This is a genomic window from Bacillus sp. FJAT-52991, assembly GCF_037201805.1.
GTDB classification, from domain to species: Bacteria; Bacillota; Bacilli; order Bacillales; family Domibacillaceae; genus Bacillus_CE; species Bacillus_CE kandeliae.
Genome location: NZ_CP147404.1, coordinates 1,492,784 through 1,512,841, shown reverse-complemented (window position 1 = coordinate 1,512,841; position 20,058 = coordinate 1,492,784). Strand labels below are relative to the sequence as shown.

Annotated in this window: 31 protein-coding genes; 11 read left to right on the top strand and 20 right to left on the bottom strand. The window is 38.0% G+C overall.

The annotated features are described in order from the left end of the window. Positions 1–131: 131 nt before the first annotated feature. The 13 genes from WDJ61_RS07780 to WDJ61_RS07720 form a co-directional block, all read right to left on the bottom strand. Positions 132–521, bottom strand: coding sequence for a YopX family protein (locus WDJ61_RS07780; protein ID WP_338754259.1), 390 nt, complete (start codon positions 519–521; stop codon positions 132–134). 13 nt (positions 522–534) lie between these two features. Then, positions 535–672 carry a hypothetical protein gene (locus WDJ61_RS07775; protein ID WP_338754257.1) on the bottom strand — a complete coding sequence of 46 codons (138 nt, stop codon included), beginning with the start codon at positions 670–672 and terminating at the stop codon, positions 535–537. 86 nt (positions 673–758) lie between these two features. Then, a complete protein-coding gene (locus WDJ61_RS07770; RefSeq protein WP_338754256.1) occupies positions 759–1,046 on the bottom strand; it encodes a hypothetical protein in 288 nt (95 codons plus the stop codon). A gap of 231 nt (positions 1,047–1,277) precedes the next feature. Further along, a complete protein-coding gene (locus tag WDJ61_RS07765; protein WP_338754255.1) occupies positions 1,278–1,487 on the bottom strand; it encodes an XtrA/YqaO family protein in 210 nt (69 codons plus the stop codon). A 24-nt stretch (positions 1,488–1,511) separates the two neighbouring features. After that, positions 1,512–1,688: a hypothetical protein gene (locus WDJ61_RS07760; protein WP_338754253.1), complete on the bottom strand. Its 177-nt coding sequence runs from the start codon at positions 1,686–1,688 to the stop codon at positions 1,512–1,514. A gap of 138 nt (positions 1,689–1,826) precedes the next feature. Continuing rightward, a complete protein-coding gene (locus tag WDJ61_RS07755; protein WP_338754251.1) occupies positions 1,827–2,060 on the bottom strand; it encodes a hypothetical protein in 234 nt (77 codons plus the stop codon). Next, positions 2,053–2,259, bottom strand: coding sequence for a hypothetical protein (locus WDJ61_RS07750; protein WP_338754249.1), 207 nt, complete (start codon positions 2,257–2,259; stop codon positions 2,053–2,055). Before WDJ61_RS07750 ends, WDJ61_RS07755 begins: the two co-directional genes overlap by 8 nt. An 89-nt stretch (positions 2,260–2,348) precedes the next feature. Further along, positions 2,349–3,347, bottom strand: coding sequence for a DnaD domain protein (locus tag WDJ61_RS07745; RefSeq protein ID WP_338754248.1), 999 nt, complete (start codon positions 3,345–3,347; stop codon positions 2,349–2,351). Between the two features lie 357 nt (positions 3,348–3,704). Continuing rightward, on the bottom strand, positions 3,705–3,962 hold the full coding sequence (locus WDJ61_RS07740; RefSeq protein WP_338754247.1) for a DNA-entry nuclease: 258 nt from the start codon (positions 3,960–3,962) through the stop codon (positions 3,705–3,707). A gap of 593 nt (positions 3,963–4,555) precedes the next feature. Further along, on the bottom strand, positions 4,556–5,011 hold the full coding sequence (locus tag WDJ61_RS07735) for a class I SAM-dependent methyltransferase (RefSeq protein ID WP_338754245.1): 456 nt from the start codon (positions 5,009–5,011) through the stop codon (positions 4,556–4,558). Between the two features lie 361 nt (positions 5,012–5,372). Further along, positions 5,373–5,891, bottom strand: coding sequence for a helix-turn-helix transcriptional regulator (locus WDJ61_RS07730; protein WP_338754243.1), 519 nt, complete (start codon positions 5,889–5,891; stop codon positions 5,373–5,375). A 33-nt stretch (positions 5,892–5,924) separates the two neighbouring features. Then, the gene (locus WDJ61_RS07725) at positions 5,925–6,125 is read right to left on the bottom strand and encodes a hypothetical protein (protein ID WP_338754242.1); all 201 of its coding nucleotides are present in this window, start codon (positions 6,123–6,125) and stop codon (positions 5,925–5,927) included. Next, a complete protein-coding gene (locus WDJ61_RS07720) occupies positions 6,122–6,469 on the bottom strand; it encodes a hypothetical protein (RefSeq protein ID WP_338754241.1) in 348 nt (115 codons plus the stop codon). Before WDJ61_RS07720 ends, WDJ61_RS07725 begins: the two co-directional genes overlap by 4 nt. 94 nt (positions 6,470–6,563) lie before the next feature. On the opposite strand from WDJ61_RS07720, the gene WDJ61_RS07715 reads away from it, so the two are divergent. Beyond that, positions 6,564–6,836 (top strand): hypothetical protein, encoded by a 273-nt coding sequence (locus WDJ61_RS07715; protein ID WP_338754240.1) that lies wholly within the window; start codon positions 6,564–6,566, stop codon positions 6,834–6,836. Here WDJ61_RS07715 and WDJ61_RS07710 read toward each other — a convergent pair. Continuing rightward, a complete protein-coding gene (locus tag WDJ61_RS07710; protein ID WP_338754238.1) occupies positions 6,820–7,050 on the bottom strand; it encodes a hypothetical protein in 231 nt (76 codons plus the stop codon). The two genes, WDJ61_RS07715 and WDJ61_RS07710, sit on opposite strands and share 17 nt — an antisense overlap. Before the next feature lie 98 nt (positions 7,051–7,148). On the opposite strand from WDJ61_RS07710, the gene WDJ61_RS07705 reads away from it, so the two are divergent. After that, complete coding sequence (locus WDJ61_RS07705) at positions 7,149–7,373, top strand: hypothetical protein (RefSeq protein ID WP_338754237.1); 225 nt, start codon at positions 7,149–7,151, stop codon at positions 7,371–7,373. Here the strand turns inward: WDJ61_RS07705 and WDJ61_RS07700 are convergent. The 3 genes from WDJ61_RS07700 to WDJ61_RS07690 form a co-directional block, all read right to left on the bottom strand. Then, positions 7,370–7,573 (bottom strand): hypothetical protein, encoded by a 204-nt coding sequence (locus tag WDJ61_RS07700; protein ID WP_338754236.1) that lies wholly within the window; start codon positions 7,571–7,573, stop codon positions 7,370–7,372. The two genes, WDJ61_RS07705 and WDJ61_RS07700, sit on opposite strands and share 4 nt — an antisense overlap. A 64-nt stretch (positions 7,574–7,637) precedes the next feature. Further along, positions 7,638–8,039: a hypothetical protein gene (locus WDJ61_RS07695; RefSeq protein ID WP_338754235.1), complete on the bottom strand. Its 402-nt coding sequence runs from the start codon at positions 8,037–8,039 to the stop codon at positions 7,638–7,640. A gap of 16 nt (positions 8,040–8,055) precedes the next feature. Next, positions 8,056–8,304 carry a helix-turn-helix transcriptional regulator gene (locus WDJ61_RS07690; protein ID WP_338754234.1) on the bottom strand — a complete coding sequence of 83 codons (249 nt, stop codon included), beginning with the start codon at positions 8,302–8,304 and terminating at the stop codon, positions 8,056–8,058. A 162-nt stretch (positions 8,305–8,466) separates the two neighbouring features. Here WDJ61_RS07690 and WDJ61_RS07685 point away from each other — a divergent pair, with 162 nt between their 5' ends. The 7 genes from WDJ61_RS07685 to WDJ61_RS07655 all read left to right on the top strand — a co-directional run bounded on the left by WDJ61_RS07685 (position 8,467) and on the right by WDJ61_RS07655 (position 14,948). Further along, positions 8,467–8,835 (top strand): helix-turn-helix transcriptional regulator, encoded by a 369-nt coding sequence (locus WDJ61_RS07685; protein ID WP_338754233.1) that lies wholly within the window; start codon positions 8,467–8,469, stop codon positions 8,833–8,835. 89 nt (positions 8,836–8,924) lie between these two features. Beyond that, on the top strand, positions 8,925–9,998 hold the full coding sequence (locus WDJ61_RS07680) for a type I restriction endonuclease (RefSeq protein WP_338754232.1): 1,074 nt from the start codon (positions 8,925–8,927) through the stop codon (positions 9,996–9,998). Positions 9,999–10,213: 215 nt separating this feature from the next. Next, on the top strand, positions 10,214–11,239 hold the full coding sequence (locus tag WDJ61_RS07675; RefSeq protein ID WP_338754231.1) for a nucleoid-associated protein: 1,026 nt from the start codon (positions 10,214–10,216) through the stop codon (positions 11,237–11,239). 14 nt (positions 11,240–11,253) lie between these two features. Further along, positions 11,254–12,711 carry a hypothetical protein gene (locus tag WDJ61_RS07670; RefSeq protein ID WP_338754230.1) on the top strand — a complete coding sequence of 486 codons (1,458 nt, stop codon included), beginning with the start codon at positions 11,254–11,256 and terminating at the stop codon, positions 12,709–12,711. An 82-nt stretch (positions 12,712–12,793) separates the two neighbouring features. After that, positions 12,794–13,297 carry an ImmA/IrrE family metallo-endopeptidase gene (locus WDJ61_RS07665; RefSeq protein ID WP_338754229.1) on the top strand — a complete coding sequence of 168 codons (504 nt, stop codon included), beginning with the start codon at positions 12,794–12,796 and terminating at the stop codon, positions 13,295–13,297. Between the two features lie 84 nt (positions 13,298–13,381). After that, complete coding sequence (locus WDJ61_RS07660; protein WP_338754228.1) at positions 13,382–14,185, top strand: recombinase family protein; 804 nt, start codon at positions 13,382–13,384, stop codon at positions 14,183–14,185. Then, positions 14,112–14,948 carry a hypothetical protein gene (locus tag WDJ61_RS07655; RefSeq protein WP_338754227.1) on the top strand — a complete coding sequence of 279 codons (837 nt, stop codon included), beginning with the start codon at positions 14,112–14,114 and terminating at the stop codon, positions 14,946–14,948. The genes WDJ61_RS07660 and WDJ61_RS07655 overlap by 74 nt, the downstream gene beginning before the upstream one ends. Here WDJ61_RS07655 and WDJ61_RS07650 read toward each other — a convergent pair. Continuing rightward, positions 14,899–15,315 (bottom strand): CoA-binding protein, encoded by a 417-nt coding sequence (locus WDJ61_RS07650; RefSeq protein ID WP_338754226.1) that lies wholly within the window; start codon positions 15,313–15,315, stop codon positions 14,899–14,901. The two genes, WDJ61_RS07655 and WDJ61_RS07650, sit on opposite strands and share 50 nt — an antisense overlap. A gap of 39 nt (positions 15,316–15,354) precedes the next feature. After that, positions 15,355–16,662: a purine/pyrimidine permease gene (locus tag WDJ61_RS07645; protein WP_338754225.1), complete on the bottom strand. Its 1,308-nt coding sequence runs from the start codon at positions 16,660–16,662 to the stop codon at positions 15,355–15,357. 170 nt (positions 16,663–16,832) lie between these two features. Between WDJ61_RS07645 and plsY the strand changes: the two genes are divergently transcribed. After that, positions 16,833–17,414, top strand: a complete 582-nt coding sequence (plsY, locus tag WDJ61_RS07640) for a glycerol-3-phosphate 1-O-acyltransferase PlsY (RefSeq protein WP_338754224.1) — start codon at positions 16,833–16,835, stop codon at positions 17,412–17,414. 194 nt (positions 17,415–17,608) lie between these two features. Here the strand turns inward: plsY and WDJ61_RS07635 are convergent, their stop codons facing one another. Continuing rightward, entirely contained in the window at positions 17,609–19,570 is a 1,962-nt protein-coding gene (locus WDJ61_RS07635) for a FapA family protein (protein ID WP_338754223.1), read from the bottom strand. A gap of 169 nt (positions 19,571–19,739) precedes the next feature. Here WDJ61_RS07635 and WDJ61_RS07630 point away from each other — a divergent pair, with 169 nt between their 5' ends. Continuing rightward, complete coding sequence (locus WDJ61_RS07630) at positions 19,740–20,036, top strand: HesB/YadR/YfhF family protein (protein WP_338754221.1); 297 nt, start codon at positions 19,740–19,742, stop codon at positions 20,034–20,036. Positions 20,037–20,058: the final 22 nt, after the last annotated feature.

The window sequence follows — 20,058 nt, the reverse complement described above, 5'->3', positions numbered from 1 at the left end:
AAACCACCCTTTGTCTCGTATTCTGTGTCTAATACGTCACTTCCTAGCCGCTGATCCCACAAGATAACCAGCGAGCATCATTACTCCTCCCGTCACTATTATTGCGACTGTTTCAAGCGTTGTGATTGTTGTCATCGTTCTACCTCCAATAGCTCTGAGTTATCAGATGTATTGCCGATTATTTCAATTTCAGCTCCTTCTTGAAATAGCTCCCAACCATCATTACCGTTCATACTTTCAACGATATAAGAGCCATCGATGAATTTCACAATACCTATATCATCAACTGTCACTCCTGGAATAACTCCAACTGTATGAACAATGTCTTTCTCAAAAATTTTGTTTCCATTCTTGTCATCCTTCACCCCTGTGAACTGCCCAACAGTCTCTGAGTCAACTTCATGTATCACTTGATTATCGTCATATATGACCACAGCCCCTTGAGGTATTGCTTGGATCAAAGAGCCATATAACCATTCACCAGTGACCACTGATCGGCCGCGAAACTCGATCTCTCTCATTCTGCCTTCCTCCCTACCTAGCAATCTTCCATCCATTTCTGAGCCGGCTATTCAGCTCATGACGTTGCAACCGTTCATACAACCATACCGACTGACCTTCCTCTTTCCGAAAAAGCAGATAGTAACCTGGCTTGCGTTTAGCTTTTCTCATCTCGCTCCCCCACGATCTTCTTTTTCATCTCATCCTTGAAACAAGAATCACACAAATGCTCGCCTCGATCCGTTAGACCTTTACAATTAACACACCTTTTCATAAGAGCCTCTTTGTTTCAAATGAGAAAGTGATTCTGCTCGTTGAATGATTAACGCAGCCTTTCTCTTGCTCAATGCTGCTACTTTCTTTGAATGCTTGGTACAAGAAAGCAAATAATTAACTTGTTTCAACTCAGATTCGATAGGCTGAAGTTCCAGCCATTTTTCATTTTCTTGAACTTGATCTAACATGCTTAGCGCTAGCTCATTTCCTTGGGCCGCCGCTTCTTTAACTCCTTCATTAACCGCTTGCATCAGATTGAATAGCAACATCCGAATTGCCCCTCTCCAGTTCATTAATTAAACAAGTGACACATTTGAAAACAGGTTCTTTCTTTTCGAAATCGAATTCCACTTGGCGGCAATCAATTACTTTAACCTTCTTCCTACCGCAACTGCTGCACATTAAAAAATCCATGTATATTCCGTCCTTTTGTAAACTTGTACCAGTAGCTGTGTAGCACTGGTACAAGTCATCCTTCATACTGTAAGTAAGTTATTTATTTAAGGGAGTAATGTCTGGCTGTTGTGTTCCACTCTGACACTCTTGCCTTTGACGGTCTCGATCACCGTCTGGCCATGTTCGACAGCGTAAAAAGAGCACGCAGTCCCTTTTTTTCCGTCAAGGATGATCACCTTGACTACATCTGACTCCAACTTAGATGTAACGGTTAGATCTTCATTTAGTTCAAGAGCTTGTACTTCGATTGACATTTGCTCACCCCATATGTGTTATAATTAATTTGTATCTTTCTTGCGGGGCTGGGCTTGTTGCTCAGCTCTTTTTCTGTTTTGTGGCCAACGCCAGTCTGCAGCTCGCTTCTCTTTAAAAACAGGAGACCGTTTACTGTTAATTCGTTCAATGTGCTGCTGCAACTCTTCTGGAGACAGAAACGATGTTTTCACAGTATTCATGGCTTTCACCTGCCTCTCGAAAAAGATCATGCTCCCGTTCACATTTAGTCGAGCAATAGAAAACGTTATCTCTATGTGTTACTTTGAATAGCTTTTCGCAAGTGCCGCATTGACTTATTTTTCCGATCATTCTGCACCTCACCAGTTCTTAAACATGCTATCCAGCAAACTTTTTGAATACCGCCCAAAGTTGCCTTTTCTCTCACTTTGCAACTGGACCAACTGATGATCTCCAAAGCTCCTTTGCTTACTCACGACGAAAACAAGCTGAAAACGTAAGCCTTTGTTGAACTTTGCGGAAAGACGCTTAATTGGTCTGTAACGACGTCTCAATTCAATTTCTGTGATTTCCATAGCACCAGTCTTAATCATCAAAATACTCCTTTCCTAGTGACATTTTTATTTTTTCCAGAGTCCGAGGACCGATCCCATCAACTTCTAGCAATCTCTTAAACTTGTACTGAAAAAAGCTAGTAGATTTATTGATTCCATGATTAAGCCCCATTCGATAACCTTCTTCAAAAGCGCGCTGGAATGCGGGGTTTTTAAATCGCAATTTATTCCCGCTCATAAACTCTCATCCTCCTAAACAACTCTTCTAAAGCGCTTGCTCTTAAGTTTGTATAGCGTGCAAGATAACAGAGTTGTCCAAGTGTTAACTTATTCACGACTACGCCCCTCACGACTTCTTTTGATTCTTGCTTCTAGTTCTGCACGCTTTTTCTCGAACTCCGCATCAGCTTCCAGTTTTGCTTTATCACTTTCAAATGATGCATCAGGCACTTGTTGATCTTCTTGCACTTTCAACCAAGCTGGAGTTCGTTCTTCCCGAATAGGTTTACCGCTATAAGATTTGCGAGACTGTTTTTTCTGTGTTTGCTGCTGTTTATAAGCTAATCGGGCAGCGTTAACTTGATCAACGGAACGAAACTTCTTCTGATGCCAGTCTTTAAGAATGGCTTCGGTATAGCTCCAGGTGCATTTCCCTTGTTCAACAGCTAAAGTCATGGCGTATAAAACAAGTTCGTCTGAAAGATCTTCACACCAAGCAGAAATTTTTTGAGCAATATGACCGCCAATAGTTCCGAATCCATTTTGTTCAAAAAATGAAAATGGATTTGGGGCAGGCGCATCTTCTTCCACTTCTTTAATTGAAGTACTCTCTGTAGTACTCTCTGGTATTGCTTTGGTCAAATTGACCCCTTCGATAGACCATTCTGACCCACTCGATAGGTCACTTTGACCTGACGACAGATCATTTTGACTGTCCATCGGTTCATTTTGACCTAATGCATCGTTATGCGTTTTCTCTTGATCTTCCTCAGGTACTTCACTTAACTTTTCAAGAACATCAAAATCAATTGAATACCACTTTGTTTTGTCAATCGGGGACTTATTAAAATTCCCAGTGACTAAAAGATTCAGCTTTTCTAAGTTTTTAATAATTCGTTTGAGCGTACTTTCTGACCAGAAAGGAAATTGCTCCTGCCACTTCGCTATCGTGTTATACACCCATTTCTTCTCTTCGTGGATGTGATTGCTGCTGTTGATCCAGTAGTTTAACTGCTGAAGAAACAGAGCTTCATTTAAGCCGATTTTTGTGGCTAATGATGGTAGCACAAGTAACGGCCTTTCATCTAAAAGTAGCTTACTTCCCATGTCCTTCACCCCGTGTTCTTTTTCACAAAAAATGCCCACTTACCTTGAACCTTAACTAATCTCAACTCTGGATGTAGTAGGCGAAAATACCTTTTAACTCTAGTAACATAGTCATTCTTACCCTTGGACAAACGAATGACTTCACTAGGAATCTCATAATAAAATTCCTTCATACCACACACTCTTCTATGTACATGTGGTATGATTTTTTTATACGTTTTTCTTTTTGTATTGCTTTGGCTTGTTTACGGCACTCTGTTACGTTGTCAGCGAATATTAGTGCCGTGAACAATACCAAGTTGCTCTTGTCTACAAACTCCACTTCAAACAGCAAATCAATACCTCCTTCTCCACTCCTTACCAATGCTTATTCAAATTTTTGTAATAGTCGAATCGGCCGTTTTTCTTGAGTTTGGCCACCTTGGTTGATATGGCTCCTTCTGGTCGTCCCAGCGCAAGGGCCATCAGCTGCATCCCATCCGTCTCCCAATACTTGCATAAGTATTCAAGATCAGACTCAGAATAAGGCTGCCCATGCTTTTGATGAAACGCTGGATGAAATTTCATTCGACCAAAGACATCAAATTCAATTGGCTGATTACTTACTAGCTCCATTTCTCACACTCCTTCCCGATGGTTGATACCCATCGATAACTCCCAGAGATCCACTCTGATAGTTATCGATGAGCACCAAAACAGGTGCACATCTTCAACAAACTACGACTTACTACCTTCCTTTGAAAAATTCTTTTCTCTCTTTTTCGAATGCCCTATGACTTTTTCTTACTTTGATAAAAACAACTATGATGATTGATAAAACTAACACGAAATATACTGCAAAAAATATTAGATAACCTATTACAAAAGGACTTATGGTATCCCACAATTCACTAATTGGAGTATCTAAAATTCCCTTAATCGTCATTTTCTTTTCTCCCTTCTCTATTTTGCTACTTCATATTAAATTGGATTTTGTACTATAATAGAGTTATCGTTCTTTTTTCCAGGCTCTGCTCCCAGAAGCTGTTCAGGTAAACACCCTAGCAAAAATTATTAAAAAGGGAGCTGGTATCATGAAAAATCTACTTAAACCACTAAAAGCTATTGAATTGAACCTTCCATTCGTAACTTTTGTATTTGAGAGAACAAATTCAGAAACCATCGCTAGGGTGTCTGGAAAAGAGAATAGATCATTCACAAATTGCTATTTAACCTTTCATAAAGACTAACCAGTGTGTCTTGCTACGTTTATTTCCGAATAACGGCTTTTGGTCAAAGCACTTTAAAACATCTTTCAATTTAATTTGATCCTCGTTCCACTTAAAAATAAGCGTTCCGTTTGGTTTAAGAACCCTCATACACTCGCTAAACCCTTGCGCTATGTCGTTCTGCCAATCTTCGCCAAGCTTTCCGTATTTCTTCGCCAACCAAGAATCTTCGCCGACTTTTAATAAATGTGGTGGATCGAAAACGACTAAATAAAATGAATCATCTTCAAATGGCATATTCCTAAAGTCTGCGACGACATCAGGGTTCACTTCTAGCTTTCGCCCATCGCAAAGTGTGTCACTTAATTGGCGATTGTCCATAAACACTACGTTGTCATTTTGCTTATCAAACCAAAACATCCGACTGCCACAACATGCATCTAAAACACGTTCCATCGCTTTTCTGCCCTCCCCACATCATGTTTTTATATAAGGCATATTTATATCGCTCGTTTCTGCATTTCTAAAAATGTGTTATAATGTTCTTGAATTCAATTTCCCTATGCGGTAAGCTTGCCAGAGCTTATCGCTTTTTAATTGTCGCTTTCATATTTGACTTCCTCACACGCAAGACACCAATAGTAGCCAGTGACGAATGATACAAAGACTAGTATTGCTATGATCATTTTTATCTCCCTCCCACCGATCTCACTTGAAGGTAATTCCTGCAGAAATCGATTTTTATTCCCTTGTCTTGAAGTTCTTTCACCAACTGGACCAAACGCTTTTTCTTTTCATTCACTAATGTTTGTTCCACTTATGACCACCACCTTTTCGCTTTCGTGGATAGCCGCCATTGCTTGAATATGCTACGCATCGAAAATCCGTATTCTCGACAAAGAATGGCTACGAGGTTGATCATGCTGGCCGCTGCATCTAACAGTTCCTTGATCACCTGTTTGATCTCTTCTTGTTCTGCGCTATTACGAATGTGTGTCGGCTTGGCCCAACAAACTTTTTCCATGTTTTCCAGTGCTTCATATGTTTCTTTCTTCACCATGTACTTCATGGCACTTGGATGCTGATCTATGTAGTCGCCATCAAAAAAAGGAATGCTTACATGCCCAGTTGTTTCTTCCCAACTATCAAAATAAAATTGTGGATCATCTAATGTATTGGCCACCCCTCTGAAATGATCTTTAGGAAAAGGGCGTTTGCCAGTTTCATATTTAGCAATGGCTTCACGTGAGCAAAACACCTCTTCTCCCTCAGATAAATCTTTTTGAGTGAATCCAACCCGCTTTCTAGCTTCAGCAATTTTCTCTCCTATTTTCATATTTAATCTCCCCTTCCAAAAAATGAATTCACATTAATTCGCTTGCTGCTGGCAACTGGAAACTTGAATTTCTTTCAGCAACAAGTCATACAACGATGTGATCGCCATCGTCTTCTCTCCCCAAACCCTTACCAACTCAACTGAGCGATGTTCGTTTAAATAAGATAGTTCCGCTAGCAACGCTGGAATAGCAATCCTCTTTTCAAGCAGGTCCAGATCAATTGGCAACATCATAAACTGCTCACCCCTTTCAAACAGAAATGTTCTTCATAAAGAGACTTCAACTCTACGAACATTTTCATATCAAATTCTGAAAAACTATCACATATGCTTACTCGTTGATCTTTCATGACTAACAAATTTCTATAGTGAAAATCACCAAATTCATCCTCAAAGAGCAAACTAATACTAAAGAACAACAATTTATTAGGATTAGACTTAGAATCGAAACGTCGTACTTCGCCAGCTACAACTTTCTCAGATTGATCTGAACAATGCTCAGCAACATAGCCAATCAAGAAAGCTAATTCTGGATACTTTAATTTGTCAGGATCAAAACCTATAAAAGTGTGTGACATTTGGTCTCCCCCTTCGAATATCTATTTTCTAATCTTGTTAACGCTCTCTCCCTCCCCCCTTGTGGTAAAATTTTCATAAGAAGGAAGTGATATTATGGCTTCATTACCGATTCCAGCAAAGATATACTTCAACGATTTTTCATTTGACCTAGTAACGTATTCAATTAAAAGAAATTCTGAGGTTATTGCATCTGCTCAAGGATTATCGAACAAAGACGAAGACGGCACTCACATTGGCTTTTTAATCGATACCGATATAAAAGTAGGTGATGTGTTAATCTCTCCGTACAATGAATCTTTTGTTGTGAGCCGCATTGGATACGATACTTATAACGGTAACCCTGAAATGATCAAAGCCTATTACTAATCTTTTCAGCAACTTGCAGATAGAACTTTCTTGCACTTGAAGATACAAAGCTTAAAACTCTATGAAAATCTTTAAGTGAGTAGTTTGCTAGTTCAATAGAGAATCGAATTTTTACTTTTGTTCCATGCTCAAAAATCTGGGTGAATTTAACATCACAATTTATCTCTTCATCCCCTGTTCCAGCAGGGGGTGTTTTTGCTGTTCGCTCGCTCATTTTTCATACCTCACTTTTTATTAGTTTTTCAAAGGACAATTTCTTCATCCATTCATTTAACCATTTGGTATAATATTCCTATAAAGGAGGTTATGATTATGTTCTTTTACAAAAGTCCAATCGGCACGTTTAAAATCGGCATAGATAAAAGGGTTGGAAAATACGCACTTGTTATCAACGATGTTATTTATGGTCACTATCCAAACACACTTTCCGCTGCTGACGATGTGTATATGCACGTAACGGGCTGTTATGAATGGGATAGCTTGGATGGAACCATTGAAGACGTGCCCACGGATATTTACGAATGGGAAAAAGTTTAACTGTTTATTTTTTTTAAGTGATGCAAAATTCTAATTGAATCATTGATTGTTTGAAGTACGTTGAAATTCACAGCACTCGGTTTCTTGATAGCTTTTTCTAAGAAATCTACATAAAGCAGAGAAACCTGTTCGATTCTTTCTTGTAAAACTTTATTTTCAACCTCTGTTTCAGCAGGGGTTGTTTCTTTTTGCTTTTCCATCCCTCTCACCTCCCCTCATTCCGTACCACCAACCCACTCCCCATGTGACAAACCATTCTGTATGCTATGGAGGCACGCCGATCAACTCATTGATCGTTTCGCTCGTTTGGTATCGGAAAAAAGACGGCTTCTCATCGTGTGCAGAAGTTGGCTGATCGGATCGCTCCGGCGTCTCTTGTTTTTCAAGAGCAACTGCCTCCTTCTCTTGGGAATGATCTTGCTGCTGTTGCGGATCAACTGTACGTGACTCTTTTACTCTTTCAACCGCCGCCCGACTCTTTTTATCCAGCGCGGCGAATTCAACAAGTGAACTATGAAGCTTTGCCTTCACCGGAGTACGCTCATTTTCAAAACGGATATAGAAACCGTCCTGATCTTCACAAAGAACACGCTGAACATACTTGCCATTGATCCAAACCTTTACCTTTTGACCAACCAGCTCTCGGGCTTTTTTAGTTGCGTTCATTTGGAGACCCCCTTTCTTATATAGCTTTTTTGGTTTTATCATCATTAATTTTTGTATGAGATTCTTGTTCGTTTTGAGCATAAAAAAGATAATCGACGCTTTCTTCAAGAATTCTAGAAATCGCAATTGCATCTTTAGTACGCGGAATAGAAACCCCGTTTTCCCAGTTAGAGACAGCCGCTTTGGTGTAACCTAGCATTTTTGCAAGTTCTTCCTGAGTTAAACCCTTTTTCAAACGGGCATTTATTAAATTGCTATTCTTCATTTCATCACCTCTTTGTATGAGATTCTTGAACTTGTTAACCTCATTATAAGTACAAGAATCTTATACGCCAACTATTTTATATGAATTTCTTGTACTTTATTTTTCTTTATCTCTTATTGTTGTACAATTAACTTGTACCATTAAATAAAAGGAGCGTTGTTTATGCTATCAAAAAGACTAAAAGCAGCGCGTTTACGTAAAAAGCTTACCCAACAAGAGCTGGCCGACCGCTTAAAAACAACTAAAGGAACAATCAGCAATTACGAAAACGGGCATAGCACACCTTCAAATGAAATGCTTAGAGAAATAGCTCTTGTTCTCGAGATCAGTACTGATTATTTACTCGGTGTAACAAACAGCGAAAGCTCAACTTCCAATAGCCTTACAGATGATGAACGTGAAATGCTTGAGTTCTTTAAAAACCCGGAGCTCAATTTGTTTTTTAAAGATATGAAGGAGTCCCCTATAGAACAACTCGAGGAACTTCGAGCGATCTGGGAGATCATTAAAAAGAGGAATGCAAATAAGTAACACGCTGCGGCGTGTCTTTATTTTAGCTATATGATGGTACTATTTTCATGATATGTATAGATTAGTAACTTAATGAAGGAGTGTTATTGATGGAAAAATTCACAGAACAATTACGCAATTTGTCAGCACGTGTTGAAAAGTTAAAAGACTCTATCACTACAGAAGAAGCAACAAAAACAGCACTCGTTATGCCGTTTTTTCAACAACTTGGCTACGATGTATTTAATCCATTAGAATTCAACCCTGAATTCACAGCAGACGTAGGGATTAAGAAAGGTGAAAAAGTAGATTACGCTATCTTACTAGAAAATGAACCTGTTATTCTCATAGAATGCAAAAGTGTTGATCAACAGTTAACGAAACATGATTCACAATTATTCCGTTATTTTGGAACAACGTCATCTAAATTCGGCATTTTAACAAATGGAATTGAATATAGATTTTACACTGACCTTGAAGAGCCAAATAAAATGGACGCATCCCCTTTCTTTTCTTTTAACATCTTAGACTTAAGAGATATTCACATTAATGAGATAGCTAAATTTAGGAAAGAAAATTTTGATGTAGACAATATTACAAGTACTGCTTCAGAATTGAAGTACTTAAATGCTCTAAAAGTGTACCTAAATGAGCAGTTTGATAATCCGACTGAAGATTTCGTAAAGTTTCTTGTTAATGAAATCTATGATGGCATGAAAACAAAAACGACTCTCGAAAAATTCACACCTATCATCAAAAAGGGTTTAAAACAAATCGTTAATGAGCAAGTAAATAACAAGCTTAACGCTGCCTTAAAATCAACAACAGAAAATAAAGTGGTCGTAGACGAAGTAGAGATTGAAGAAGTTCCTGAAAAATCCAAAGGAGAGATTGTCACAACGGCTGAAGAGTTAGAAACTTACTCCATTATGAAAGTTATTGTGAAAGACATTGTTCCGACGGATCGCCTTTTCTATCGTGACAACAAAAGCTACTTTAATATCGTCTTAGATGACAACATCCGCAAGTGGGTCATTCGTGTGTACTTTGAAAAGAGCAGAAATTACATAATGCTTAATGACGCAAGCACAGATAAAGAACGCACAACCATTGAATTTAACCAACCAATTGATTTGATTGATTCAAAAGACCAGATTAATAAAGTTGTAGAGCAGTTTGTATGATCAAAGAAGGCACGCTGCGGCGTGTCTTTATTTTAGCTATATGATGGTACTATTTTCATGATATGCATATATTATCTATTGTTAAACATCTACAAAACACTGCAACTATAGGAGATTTATTTTTTATGATTCTACCAATTAAATATAGGAATTGGGTATAATCAATGGAAATTTTTTAATTATATAAAACAATTCTTAATTTCGGGAGGAAAAGAATGACTATTGCTATTACACAAATGATTGCTCATGATATTGACTTAACAAAACAGACTCCATCACTTGCATCACAAGTAATAAATTTAGCTGGGGTTCCTGCTGTCGTTTTAGAATTTTTTACCGATCATATTGCAACTTCCTTAAACGCTCGTCAAGTAAAGGCAAGTAAGTTTACAGAAGGTAACAATTTTGTTCAATCTCAAGTAATTAATTTTGCATCAGATATTTCTAACACTCAAGAATTCATAAAAATTTCTCATAGTTTAACTAATGAACTATTTAGAAACATGAAAACTACGTCCTCTACAAGTCATGGCGCACTCTTTTTTCTAATGTATACTTATCAATCTGGTTATTATTTAGCTGTTATGAAAATGGATCCTAACCAAGGAATTCAAATTGATAAAAGTGACTTTTCACTAAAAGTTCAAGAGAACATGCTTCCTAATCCCAATGATAAACTACACAAATGTGCTTTCATTAAACTAGTGGATGATTTCTCAGATGAAGAAGTTCACCTACATGTTTTAGATCGCCAGCAAAAAGCTGGTGAAGTCTCAAAATATTTTATGATTAATTTTTTAGGAGCCACTGAGATCCTAAATGATAAAATTATGACTGATAGAGTAATTAAAAAGTTACAAGAAGAGACTCTATCTATTGTTCCACAAAAAAAAGCACTAGATTTTTATGTTGCTGTGGATAAAACGTTCGCCAATGGAAAAAATATTGATATCGACTTAGATTTAGAAAAACTAATCACTCCATTTGTAGAAGAAGAAAAACAACGAGCTGATTTTATTGAAGGCTTTAAAACATCTTTAAGAAGTGAGTATGAAGATGTTAGCTTCCAGTTTAAAAGTGAAAAAGATCCTACTACAGTCTGCTATCAATCATCAGATAAAAAAGTTAAAATAGAATTTCCAATAGAGTTTTTTAAAACCTATATTACAGTGGACGACTCTCAAAAAGACAAAACGATCATTACAATTTCCGAAATTGAGTTAAAACAAAAAAACAAATAGAACGGGAGATGAGGATGGGTGTTTTAAATGAAATACTATCAGCAATTAAGAACATATCACTCTTCTCAGAAATTACAGAATGGAAAGAAACAGATAAAGATTTATTTATAAAATATCAATGTAATACAACAGACGCCAAAACTCTTTTTACAAGTAATTGGCTTGATTTACACATGCAAGAACAACATTACATAATAACTTTGCGCCACAACGGCCATATGATTACGTATACTAATTATCGTTCAATGGCCCCCTTTTTGGACGACGGAATTTCGAGCGAGATCGACTTAATTTTCGATAAAAATATAATTGATCGGGGTAAAAATGTACTTATTTATTTTAGTATGAAATCTTTTTTAGATAAATTAAAGCAAAAAGAACTCGATTTTTTTAATGTAGATCACATGAAAAAGTTTGTTTTTCTACCTATTTCTAATAGTGTTGATAATGGGTTACTAAAGCTGGTTCCACTAGAATCTTTTGATGAAGAAGAATTTAACATTCCTTTAGACGAACCTGTTTTGGAACAAGCAACTACAGTCCTCAATTTGTATACTGACATGCATTCTGATGATAATAGTCCTCTACCTTTAACATTTGCATTTAATAAGGTAGAGCATCCAGATCTGCAAGATACCCTAAATTTTATTGTTGTTTATTTAACTACTAAGTTTCTTGCAAATAAATATCATGATAAAAAGTTTACCTTTAAAGGTTATCAACGTATTGAATTACTACTAGATGATTTCTTTAAACCTGAGCACTATCAAGATTTTTTGCAACTATTCAAATTTACATATGATGAACATAAATATGATGACAAAATTGAAATAGTTAGAAATGTCATCACTCTATATTTAAGTGATTTGGATGATTTACAAAAATTTGATTCTGTTTTGCCTAAAATAAGAGGAACTATCGAGGCCAATTTTTCTGCATATATACAGAAGCAAATAAAAGAGTTTTTTGATCAAAGAAAAGAAGTTGTTAAAGAGGCTTACAATGCATCTGTTGAAGCAAAAAGCGAAGCAGATAAAATAATAAATTCGATTAATCAATCTCTCTTAGGATTAATTACTGCTTCTTTATTGGGGGTTCTAGCATATTCAAAAGGCGATAAGTTTCTCTTTATTCTAGCTTTGTCCTTTCATATAGTATACTTTATAATTTCGTACTTCGTTAACATGAGTAATTTTAGGTCTAAAGAAAGTGATATTGAACACAATTTTAACTTATATGTCGAGCAATTCTCTGTTTTAAAAGAAGATGAGCTATCTACCATTAAACAAAACTATCTAACTTCCGCACTCAAAAAGTTGTCCAACCGGTTGTCTTTATACACTGGTGTAACAATCATTATTGTAATGATTATGTTGGCTGCTATTGGAATAGGGTATGATTTCATCAAAAAAAGCCAACCAACTGACAATGTAAATAACACTAAGATATCACAAGAGCATAAAATGAAATAATCCCCCGCCTTTTATGAGACGGGGTTTTATTATATACTAAAACAAACATATGTTCCTACTATTTCTTTTTGAGGTGAGCCAATTGGACTATTCGACTATTTTGGAAGACTACATTTTTTCTCTCTATCAATCTATTGGTATTTACAAGCCAGATCAATTAGACGTTGAGACAATCGCTGCTCGTTTAGGTGTTGTGCTTGAATACGATGATAAATCTAGCAAATCTTTTGAGTTAGGCGAGATCCCTTTTATCGTGCTTAATAATCAATTTATCCCGCAGCAACAGTGGCAAGATTTCGGTCATGAGCTTGGACACCTTCTTCGTCATTGTGGCAATCAGACAGTGCTGCCTTCTTCTTTTCGTGAGATGCAAGAATGGCAAGCGAATAACTTCGCCCAGCACTTCTGTATCCCAACGTTTATGTTAGAGAAAATGATGTTTCCTTGGCGCAAACAGGAAGTAATTTATACCATTGCCCAAGTATTTCATGTCGAATTCACATTTGCGGCCGAACGGCTAGAGCGTTGGCTCAGGCAAAAAGAAAGCCTCTACTTCTATGAAAAGATGGGTGAATATCAAAAGTAATTGTCCCTATTCCCTTCTTTCATTGTTCCAATTGGATACATACGCTAGATGAATACACATATTTGCAGAAAGGAGAGCTTTATTTTGACAATTAGAGTGATCATTTATATTCGCGTCTCTACTAAAATGCAAGAAGATCGTTACTCTCTTGCTGCTCAACGTGAGGAGCTTCGTCAGTATGCAGAGAGCCAAGGCTGGGAAATTGTGAATGAGTTAAAAGATGTTGACTCAGGTGGAAAGCTCGATAAAGTCGGCTTAAATGCCCTCATGGACGCTGTGGAAGAAGGTTTGACTGATATTGTATTAGTCATTGATCAAGACCGTCTCTCAAGGCTTGATACACTTGAATGGGAGTTTCTAAAAGGTGTGCTGCGTGATAATAATGTGAAAATTGCAGAGCCTGGTTCTATCACAGATTTGAAAAATGAAGATGATGAGTTTATTTCAGATATCAAGAACCTGATTGCTAAGCGTGAAAAGCGCAGCATTGTCCGGCGCATGATGTGGGGAAAGAAACAAAAATTGAGAGAAGGATTAGGCTGGGGCAGCGCTCCATTCGAATATCGTCATAACAGTGTGACCGGAAAATATGAAGTACTGCCAGAATGGTCGTGGATCATACCGATGACCGATGATTTATACTTAAATAAACAGCTTGGCTGTCGCCCAATCGCTCGTAAACTAACCGAAGTGTCAAAAACTCCTTCAGGTAAAGCTTGGACTGAGGACTTAGTAAGAAAGCGTTTGTCCTCAAAATTTTATCACGGAGTCATTGAAAAGACATTTGCTACTGGTGAAACGATAACAGTCGAAGATGTCCATGAAGCTCTACACTTATCAATTGATCCAAGAGGAAAGAAAGCAACGTCAAGAAAAGTATCGAGTTAGAGAAAATCAACTTACAAAAGTCCATATACTTCGCCGGACTCACATCCGCTGCGCGATCTGCGGAAACACTCTTTCTGTGCTTCAAAAAGGTACTAAAAATAAACCTAGATTTTATATTGAACATCAAAAGCGCGAACGTCCTCCGGTGTGTAGTGAATATCGAAAGTATTTTAATACGGATCGGATTGAAAAAGGAATCGAAACAGCCCTTAAAAGCATCCTGTCCGGTGATAAGATGGCGAATAGGTATTTGAACATAGAAAGTAACGAAAAGGAAATGAAGCTTTTAAAAAAGCAAATAGACCGTAATAAGAAGGCGTTAACAAAGCTGGAAACGAAATTAGAGAGACTGCTTGATTTATATTTGGATGGTGATATAACGAAAGACGAACTTTCTAAAAAGAGGAAAGGTATTGATGGGGAAATTGTTCATCTGACCGAAACGTTAACTGGTCTTATGAAAAAGTATGAGCTTCTGGAAAAAGAAGAATTAAATACGGAATATGTATATGAGTATTTATCAACGATCCGATTTTATGATGATGAATTGACTCCGATTGACAAGGTGAAGATCATGGGCCGCCTTTTTCCAAAGGCGACCCTGTATCCTGATCAGATCGTTCTTCACTTGCATATAAACGGCATCGTGATCGATGTTCCGATTAAAGCCGCTCCAGCTAGAAAGCCGCGTGGAGGCAACGACGCCCACAACATTAATTTTGTGGGCTTAGACTGTGCTCCACCTTTATACAACGGTTCATAATCACCGTTTTCCCTTTTCCCTTCAGAAAGTTATACGTCGCTTCATCTTCAACCCCTAATTGGGCCCAGAAGATATCGCAGTCGATTTCAACAAATTCTTTCGCGATGTCAAAGAGAAATTCTGAGCGGCGGAACACATTGACGATATCAACTTTTTCAGTAATATCCTTCAGTGAGCTGACCGCTTTTTCACCGAGTACGGTATCTACACTTGGATTGACAGGAATGATTTTATAGCCTGCCTTTTGCATCGCTTCAGATACCATGTAGCTTGTTCTTTCAGGGTTGTCGCTCAACCCCACTACGGCAATTGTTTTTGCTTGCTTCAATAACTTTCCTGTTTCTTCTCTTGATGGATTTTCAATCATTTGATCTCCTCCTTCATAAGGACATACTTCGTTCTTTCTTTAGTAGTTTCCTGCTTTAGATTTTTTTCTATGAAAAAAGATTAACCATTGTTCAATAGCTATAGCAGTGAGCGTCCCGAAAATTAGACCGTTATTTAAAATGGACGTCACCGCTACAGGAAACTCAGTAAATGCAGCAGCGGGAACGAACATGGCCCCTACACCGGTCAATAAGGCAATGCCACTGATCATTCGCGACTGCTCTTTATTTTTTTCCTTATCTAGTTCAGCAAAGGCAAATCCAGCCATTTTCGAAAAAATAACGAAGGTAACCGCATAACCAACCGGTGCTGGTAAAGCAGCAAGGATATTCATAGCTGGTGGACAAATACTTAATACAGCTATCAATAACGAACCAACTAAAAATGACTGAATCGACGCATTTCTCGTTTGAGCAACAAAGCCCGCCGCTCCTGAAATCGGAACCGATCCTATGGCCGAAAAACCTCCTCCAAGGATTTGATTAACTCCAGCTGCCAAGCCTGCCCTACGATAGCTTCCTTTTGGTTTGGAGCCCGTTACTTGCTTTATTACTTCTTCCATTACCCTAATTGAAGCAAGCATATTTGCCGTCAATAATAAGGTAATAAACATCGCGGTCACAATCGTTCCTGAATCAAATAAAGGTGGACCAAAAACAAAAAGATGCGGGAGTTGAATCCACCCTTGTCCATGATCTGTGATCGCAGGAGCTTGCCCAAGTATAATGAAAATCAGCCAACCACAAGCGAAAGAAATAATGACGGAGTACTGGCGTATCCAATTGAGTCGATGGGCGGAAAAATAATAAGCAAGCAAAAGCGTGATAAAACTTCCTAGCATCATCATCGGCTGAACAGTACCTGCTTCATTCGGCAAGCCAAGCATACCCTTCATAAAAGAACCACTTAATTGCAAAATGAGCAGAAGCAAATACACAAAAGTGACCGTTGGTGTAAATAAAGTCGCCAGTCGATTTAAAAGACCGAATGCTGCCAGCACAATAAAGAAAATACCTGAGACGATCATGCCGCCCTCTAAGCTTCGCAACGCCTCTGTATCAGAAGCGTAAATCGTTCCTGCAAAGCCGGCATAAATGGCAAACACACCCCACCAAAGTCCAGCAGGCCCTTCACTAATCGGCAAGCGATGCCCAAATAACGCTTGAATTAATCCCGAAACTCCTAATACAAACATCGTTCTTTGTACAAACATTGCCGTGTCTACTTCAGAAAAGCCGAATAACCCGGCAATGGCGATTGGTGCGACAAGGGAGCTAGCCAACATAAAAGATGCCCATTGTAATCCACTAACTAATAATTTCATCATTCCACCTATTTCTCAAAAAATTAACAGTAACCGCCTATTTAATTATTAAGAGTACGCCATATTTTTCAATCAAGCAATGAAAAATTCTCCTATTCTGCTTCTATGCATGGTAAAATAAAAAGCATATGTGTTACTTTTTATCATGATAAGTATTTAAAAGGGGTAGATCTATGCTTACCGGAATGATTATTATACTATCTTACCTGCTTGGTTCCATCCCATCAGGATTAATTATCGGCAAACGTTTTTTTGGAATCGATATCCGGGAACATGGAAGTGGAAACCTAGGTGCGACAAATTCCTTTCGTACATTGGGTGTAAAAGCTGGGCTGATTGTCACTTTCGCAGATATTTTAAAAGGAACTGTTGCTACATTGTTGCCCTTATGGCTAGATTCTACATTAGACCCTCTTATTGCAGGTACTATTGCCGTCATTGGGCATATGTTCCCTATTTTTGCGGGATTTAGAGGTGGAAAAGCTGTTGCTACGTCGGGGGGAGTTCTGCTTGCCCTTCAGCCTGTGATGTTTTTAGTGTTACTGGTTTCTTTTTTTATTACTTTATATTTTTCAAAGTATGTCTCGTTATCATCAATTATTGTAGCGGTTACAGCCATCATTTATTCCATTGTTCTAGGGAACCTATTACTTATCGTCGTGGTTGCAACACTTGCATTTTTTGTTATTTTCAGACATCGCGCTAATATTAAACGAATCATTAATAAAACTGAACCTAAAATTAAATGGATGTAGCAATAAAGTGAAACTTCAATCAGCGGGGGTTTTCTTCATCCCCCACTGATTGTTAGTTAAACCGATCGGGCGTTTACGGGCTGTTGATCCCCCTTCTGCCATGTTGAGGTGGGGATCTTACAGGCCGTTAATGCGGGATAACATGAATAGACTGTACCAAAAGTAGGCAACAGATGCTTTTGGTACAGTCTTTTTTAATAGTTCGGGCCTACCTTCAGCTCGCCTTCTTCATCTAAACGAGCATCGACTAGACTAGTCTTCTTTAAAAATGTATGCTTTTTCTTCCCTATTTGGATAACTGTATCAATATGAGCAATGTCTAAAATAATCCGACCTTTTTCAGAAACCTTGATAACCGTAGGCGCACCTGACTCAGAGCCTGCTTCCTTTGCCCGAACGATATTTTCAGCTTCAACGCTTCCCCCTTTAATATAACCAGTAATATTTATCTCTCCACCAGACTTTAATGTGGAATTATATACACCTTGCCCCCAAATGATAATATTTCCACTGCAAGATACTTGGCTGTTGATCGCATAAGGAATGGAAATAAACACATCATTATCTGCCGGTGTAGAGTAATAGTGAAGTAAATGTTCCGCTTCGTTCATCAATTGTTTCATTCTATGAGGGGACATGTTCTTACTATTTTTCGTCATAAAAGTAAGGTACAATTGATTGGCAAACTGAATCCACTCTTTCGGAAGTGCGGCTTGATGCTGCGAAGCCTCCCGAACAAACTCTTTAATGATTATAGGTAGCTGTTTAAAATTATTATCGATTAATAATTGAGTGGCTTGATAGATGGCTACTTCGCTCACCTCTTTAGAGACTTGCTTAAGTCTTAGCAAAACTGTTTGTAACGCGTTATCAAAATTTATTAACTGCTTAACAACTTCTTCAAGCTGTTGTAACAAGTTATCCGCCATAAGGTGCGTGTTTCCTGAGTTTACAACCGCCGCAAACACATTCTTTTCAATAATCGTTGATTTATTAGCGAAAAGAGAAGCACCGGACACTTGCCCTCGCACCTCAATATCTCCTTCTGCTTCCACCTTCATTTTCTCTTGAATTTTCCCACTAATTTCAACATCTCCTTGAAAACGCACATTTCCAGTGGAAATATCGACATCTCCTTCATGTATCAGACGACTTAGCACTTCCATTTTAACAGTCGTTCCTCTCACTTCTACATGTAATCGTCCAGACATGGAAGTGTAAATATCTTGACCTTTCTGATATATTCCATTACCAAGACGGACAGATACTTCTTTCACAGGTTTAGGCTGTACCTCATTTCCTTTCACATCCATCCCGGGTGTCCCTGGCTCGGGTGAAAGGATCGTAGCTATATGCTGATCAACCCTAACTTGTGGAATCATTCGCGTCTCACGAAAGTCGACTTTCCCAAACTGATCAATTTCGGGAGGGGTCATACCAATTTTATAATCAACATAAAAATCCACTTGACCGTCGTTTCCCTCTGTCGGTCTCGTTCCTGTTGCTAGTATCATCTCCTCTTCGGCTAGTACATCCGTCGCATACAATATGTTTTCTTCATTCATACCGAACGTAATTCCTTGACGATCTAATTCATGAACGATCCCCTCTTTAGTTAACCCATTAAAGTAGCTGATCTCCTCCCGAACTGATAAGCGAAGCCTCGGACTTGGTTGATGATCACAGACCTTATAGATGATTTGTTCTCCGGGCTCTATATGTATACTCGCTTTCATTTTGTCGTCATCGATTGTAAACTTGTAAAAAGGATCCTTTTTTTCAACAATAGGCTTAATCATTACTTGATCTGTTAACGAAACCGTCGTTTCACTCTCAATCATTTGATCATTTATATATACTTGCAGTTTCGGGTGAGGAACGAGCATGATACCTTCAGGCCCTGAAGAATGAATAATAAATTGTTCATTTTCAATGCCAGCTAAAGATCTTTGTAATGGTTTGTCTTCCTGTACCTGTGTTTCTTCTCGTACCTTTACATTGACTATGGCTTGTTTTTGCTTTAATCCCCATAATTTAGAAGTAGGGTGTTGCAACACTTCAACTGTTATTTGCTCTCTCGATACCTCTAATTCATCTAACGCTAATTGGATGGCTTCATCTACTGTCTTTGCACTTTTCTTGATCGTTTTTACCATGACACACCTCCTTATCTTATTATTATTCATAACGTTTTATGTGTCCATCGTATTATTTATAATTTTCAAAACGTGACTTTATAACTATAAAATAACGATTGAAAGCAGGGTATACAAATTATCAATTGTCTTCTCAAAATGGTAAACTAAAACTTGAGGTGAAATTACTATGAACATCTTTATCCATCCACAAGCCCTATCTTGGTTTAAACAGGAAGTGGAAGTGAAATCAGGAGAATTCGTTCGATTCTTCGCTCGGTATGGAGGGTCAAGTCCGCTTCACGATAGTTTTTCGTTGGGTCTGACAAAAGAAGAGCCAATAGAAGTTGGAGCAATGCAGGAATATGACGATGTTATCTTTTTCATCGAACAAAAAGATCTTTGGTTTTTTGACGGGCATGACTTGCATGTACATTACAACGAAAAATTAGATGAACCCGAATACAAATACGTGAAGCCTGAATGAAAAGAAGCGAAAAGGATATGTT

Excerpts from the sequence above, each read along its gene's own strand:
- WDJ61_RS07780 (WP_338754259.1), bottom strand. The coding sequence starts at position 521 with ATGAGAGAGATCGAGTTTCGCGGCCGATCAGTGGTCACTGGTGAATGG.
- WDJ61_RS07775 (WP_338754257.1), bottom strand. The coding sequence starts at position 672 with ATGAGAAAAGCTAAACGCAAGCCAGGTTACTATCTGCTTTTTCGGAAA.
- WDJ61_RS07770 (WP_338754256.1), bottom strand. The coding sequence starts at position 1,046 with ATGTTGCTATTCAATCTGATGCAAGCGGTTAATGAAGGAGTTAAAGAA.
- WDJ61_RS07765 (WP_338754255.1), bottom strand. The coding sequence starts at position 1,487 with ATGTCAATCGAAGTACAAGCTCTTGAACTAAATGAAGATCTAACCGTT.
- WDJ61_RS07760 (WP_338754253.1), bottom strand. The coding sequence starts at position 1,688 with ATGAATACTGTGAAAACATCGTTTCTGTCTCCAGAAGAGTTGCAGCAG.
- WDJ61_RS07755 (WP_338754251.1), bottom strand. The coding sequence starts at position 2,060 with ATGATTAAGACTGGTGCTATGGAAATCACAGAAATTGAATTGAGACGT.
- WDJ61_RS07750 (WP_338754249.1), bottom strand. The coding sequence starts at position 2,259 with ATGAGCGGGAATAAATTGCGATTTAAAAACCCCGCATTCCAGCGCGCT.
- WDJ61_RS07745 (WP_338754248.1), bottom strand. The coding sequence starts at position 3,347 with ATGGGAAGTAAGCTACTTTTAGATGAAAGGCCGTTACTTGTGCTACCA.
- WDJ61_RS07740 (WP_338754247.1), bottom strand. The coding sequence starts at position 3,962 with ATGGAGCTAGTAAGTAATCAGCCAATTGAATTTGATGTCTTTGGTCGA.
- WDJ61_RS07735 (WP_338754245.1), bottom strand. The coding sequence starts at position 5,011 with ATGGAACGTGTTTTAGATGCATGTTGTGGCAGTCGGATGTTTTGGTTT.
- WDJ61_RS07730 (WP_338754243.1), bottom strand. The coding sequence starts at position 5,891 with ATGAAAATAGGAGAGAAAATTGCTGAAGCTAGAAAGCGGGTTGGATTC.
- WDJ61_RS07725 (WP_338754242.1), bottom strand. The coding sequence starts at position 6,125 with ATGATGTTGCCAATTGATCTGGACCTGCTTGAAAAGAGGATTGCTATT.
- WDJ61_RS07720 (WP_338754241.1), bottom strand. The coding sequence starts at position 6,469 with ATGTCACACACTTTTATAGGTTTTGATCCTGACAAATTAAAGTATCCA.
- WDJ61_RS07715 (WP_338754240.1), top strand. The coding sequence starts at position 6,564 with ATGGCTTCATTACCGATTCCAGCAAAGATATACTTCAACGATTTTTCA.
- WDJ61_RS07710 (WP_338754238.1), bottom strand. The coding sequence starts at position 7,050 with ATGAGCGAGCGAACAGCAAAAACACCCCCTGCTGGAACAGGGGATGAA.
- WDJ61_RS07705 (WP_338754237.1), top strand. The coding sequence starts at position 7,149 with ATGTTCTTTTACAAAAGTCCAATCGGCACGTTTAAAATCGGCATAGAT.
- WDJ61_RS07700 (WP_338754236.1), bottom strand. The coding sequence starts at position 7,573 with ATGGAAAAGCAAAAAGAAACAACCCCTGCTGAAACAGAGGTTGAAAAT.
- WDJ61_RS07695 (WP_338754235.1), bottom strand. The coding sequence starts at position 8,039 with ATGAACGCAACTAAAAAAGCCCGAGAGCTGGTTGGTCAAAAGGTAAAG.
- WDJ61_RS07690 (WP_338754234.1), bottom strand. The coding sequence starts at position 8,304 with ATGAAGAATAGCAATTTAATAAATGCCCGTTTGAAAAAGGGTTTAACT.
- WDJ61_RS07685 (WP_338754233.1), top strand. The coding sequence starts at position 8,467 with ATGCTATCAAAAAGACTAAAAGCAGCGCGTTTACGTAAAAAGCTTACC.
- WDJ61_RS07680 (WP_338754232.1), top strand. The coding sequence starts at position 8,925 with ATGGAAAAATTCACAGAACAATTACGCAATTTGTCAGCACGTGTTGAA.
- WDJ61_RS07675 (WP_338754231.1), top strand. The coding sequence starts at position 10,214 with ATGACTATTGCTATTACACAAATGATTGCTCATGATATTGACTTAACA.
- WDJ61_RS07670 (WP_338754230.1), top strand. The coding sequence starts at position 11,254 with ATGGGTGTTTTAAATGAAATACTATCAGCAATTAAGAACATATCACTC.
- WDJ61_RS07655 (WP_338754227.1), top strand. The coding sequence starts at position 14,112 with ATGTCCATGAAGCTCTACACTTATCAATTGATCCAAGAGGAAAGAAAG.
- WDJ61_RS07650 (WP_338754226.1), bottom strand. The coding sequence starts at position 15,315 with ATGATTGAAAATCCATCAAGAGAAGAAACAGGAAAGTTATTGAAGCAA.
- WDJ61_RS07645 (WP_338754225.1), bottom strand. The coding sequence starts at position 16,662 with ATGATGAAATTATTAGTTAGTGGATTACAATGGGCATCTTTTATGTTG.
- plsY (WP_338754224.1), top strand. The coding sequence starts at position 16,833 with ATGCTTACCGGAATGATTATTATACTATCTTACCTGCTTGGTTCCATC.
- WDJ61_RS07635 (WP_338754223.1), bottom strand. The coding sequence starts at position 19,570 with ATGGTAAAAACGATCAAGAAAAGTGCAAAGACAGTAGATGAAGCCATC.
- WDJ61_RS07630 (WP_338754221.1), top strand. The coding sequence starts at position 19,740 with ATGAACATCTTTATCCATCCACAAGCCCTATCTTGGTTTAAACAGGAA.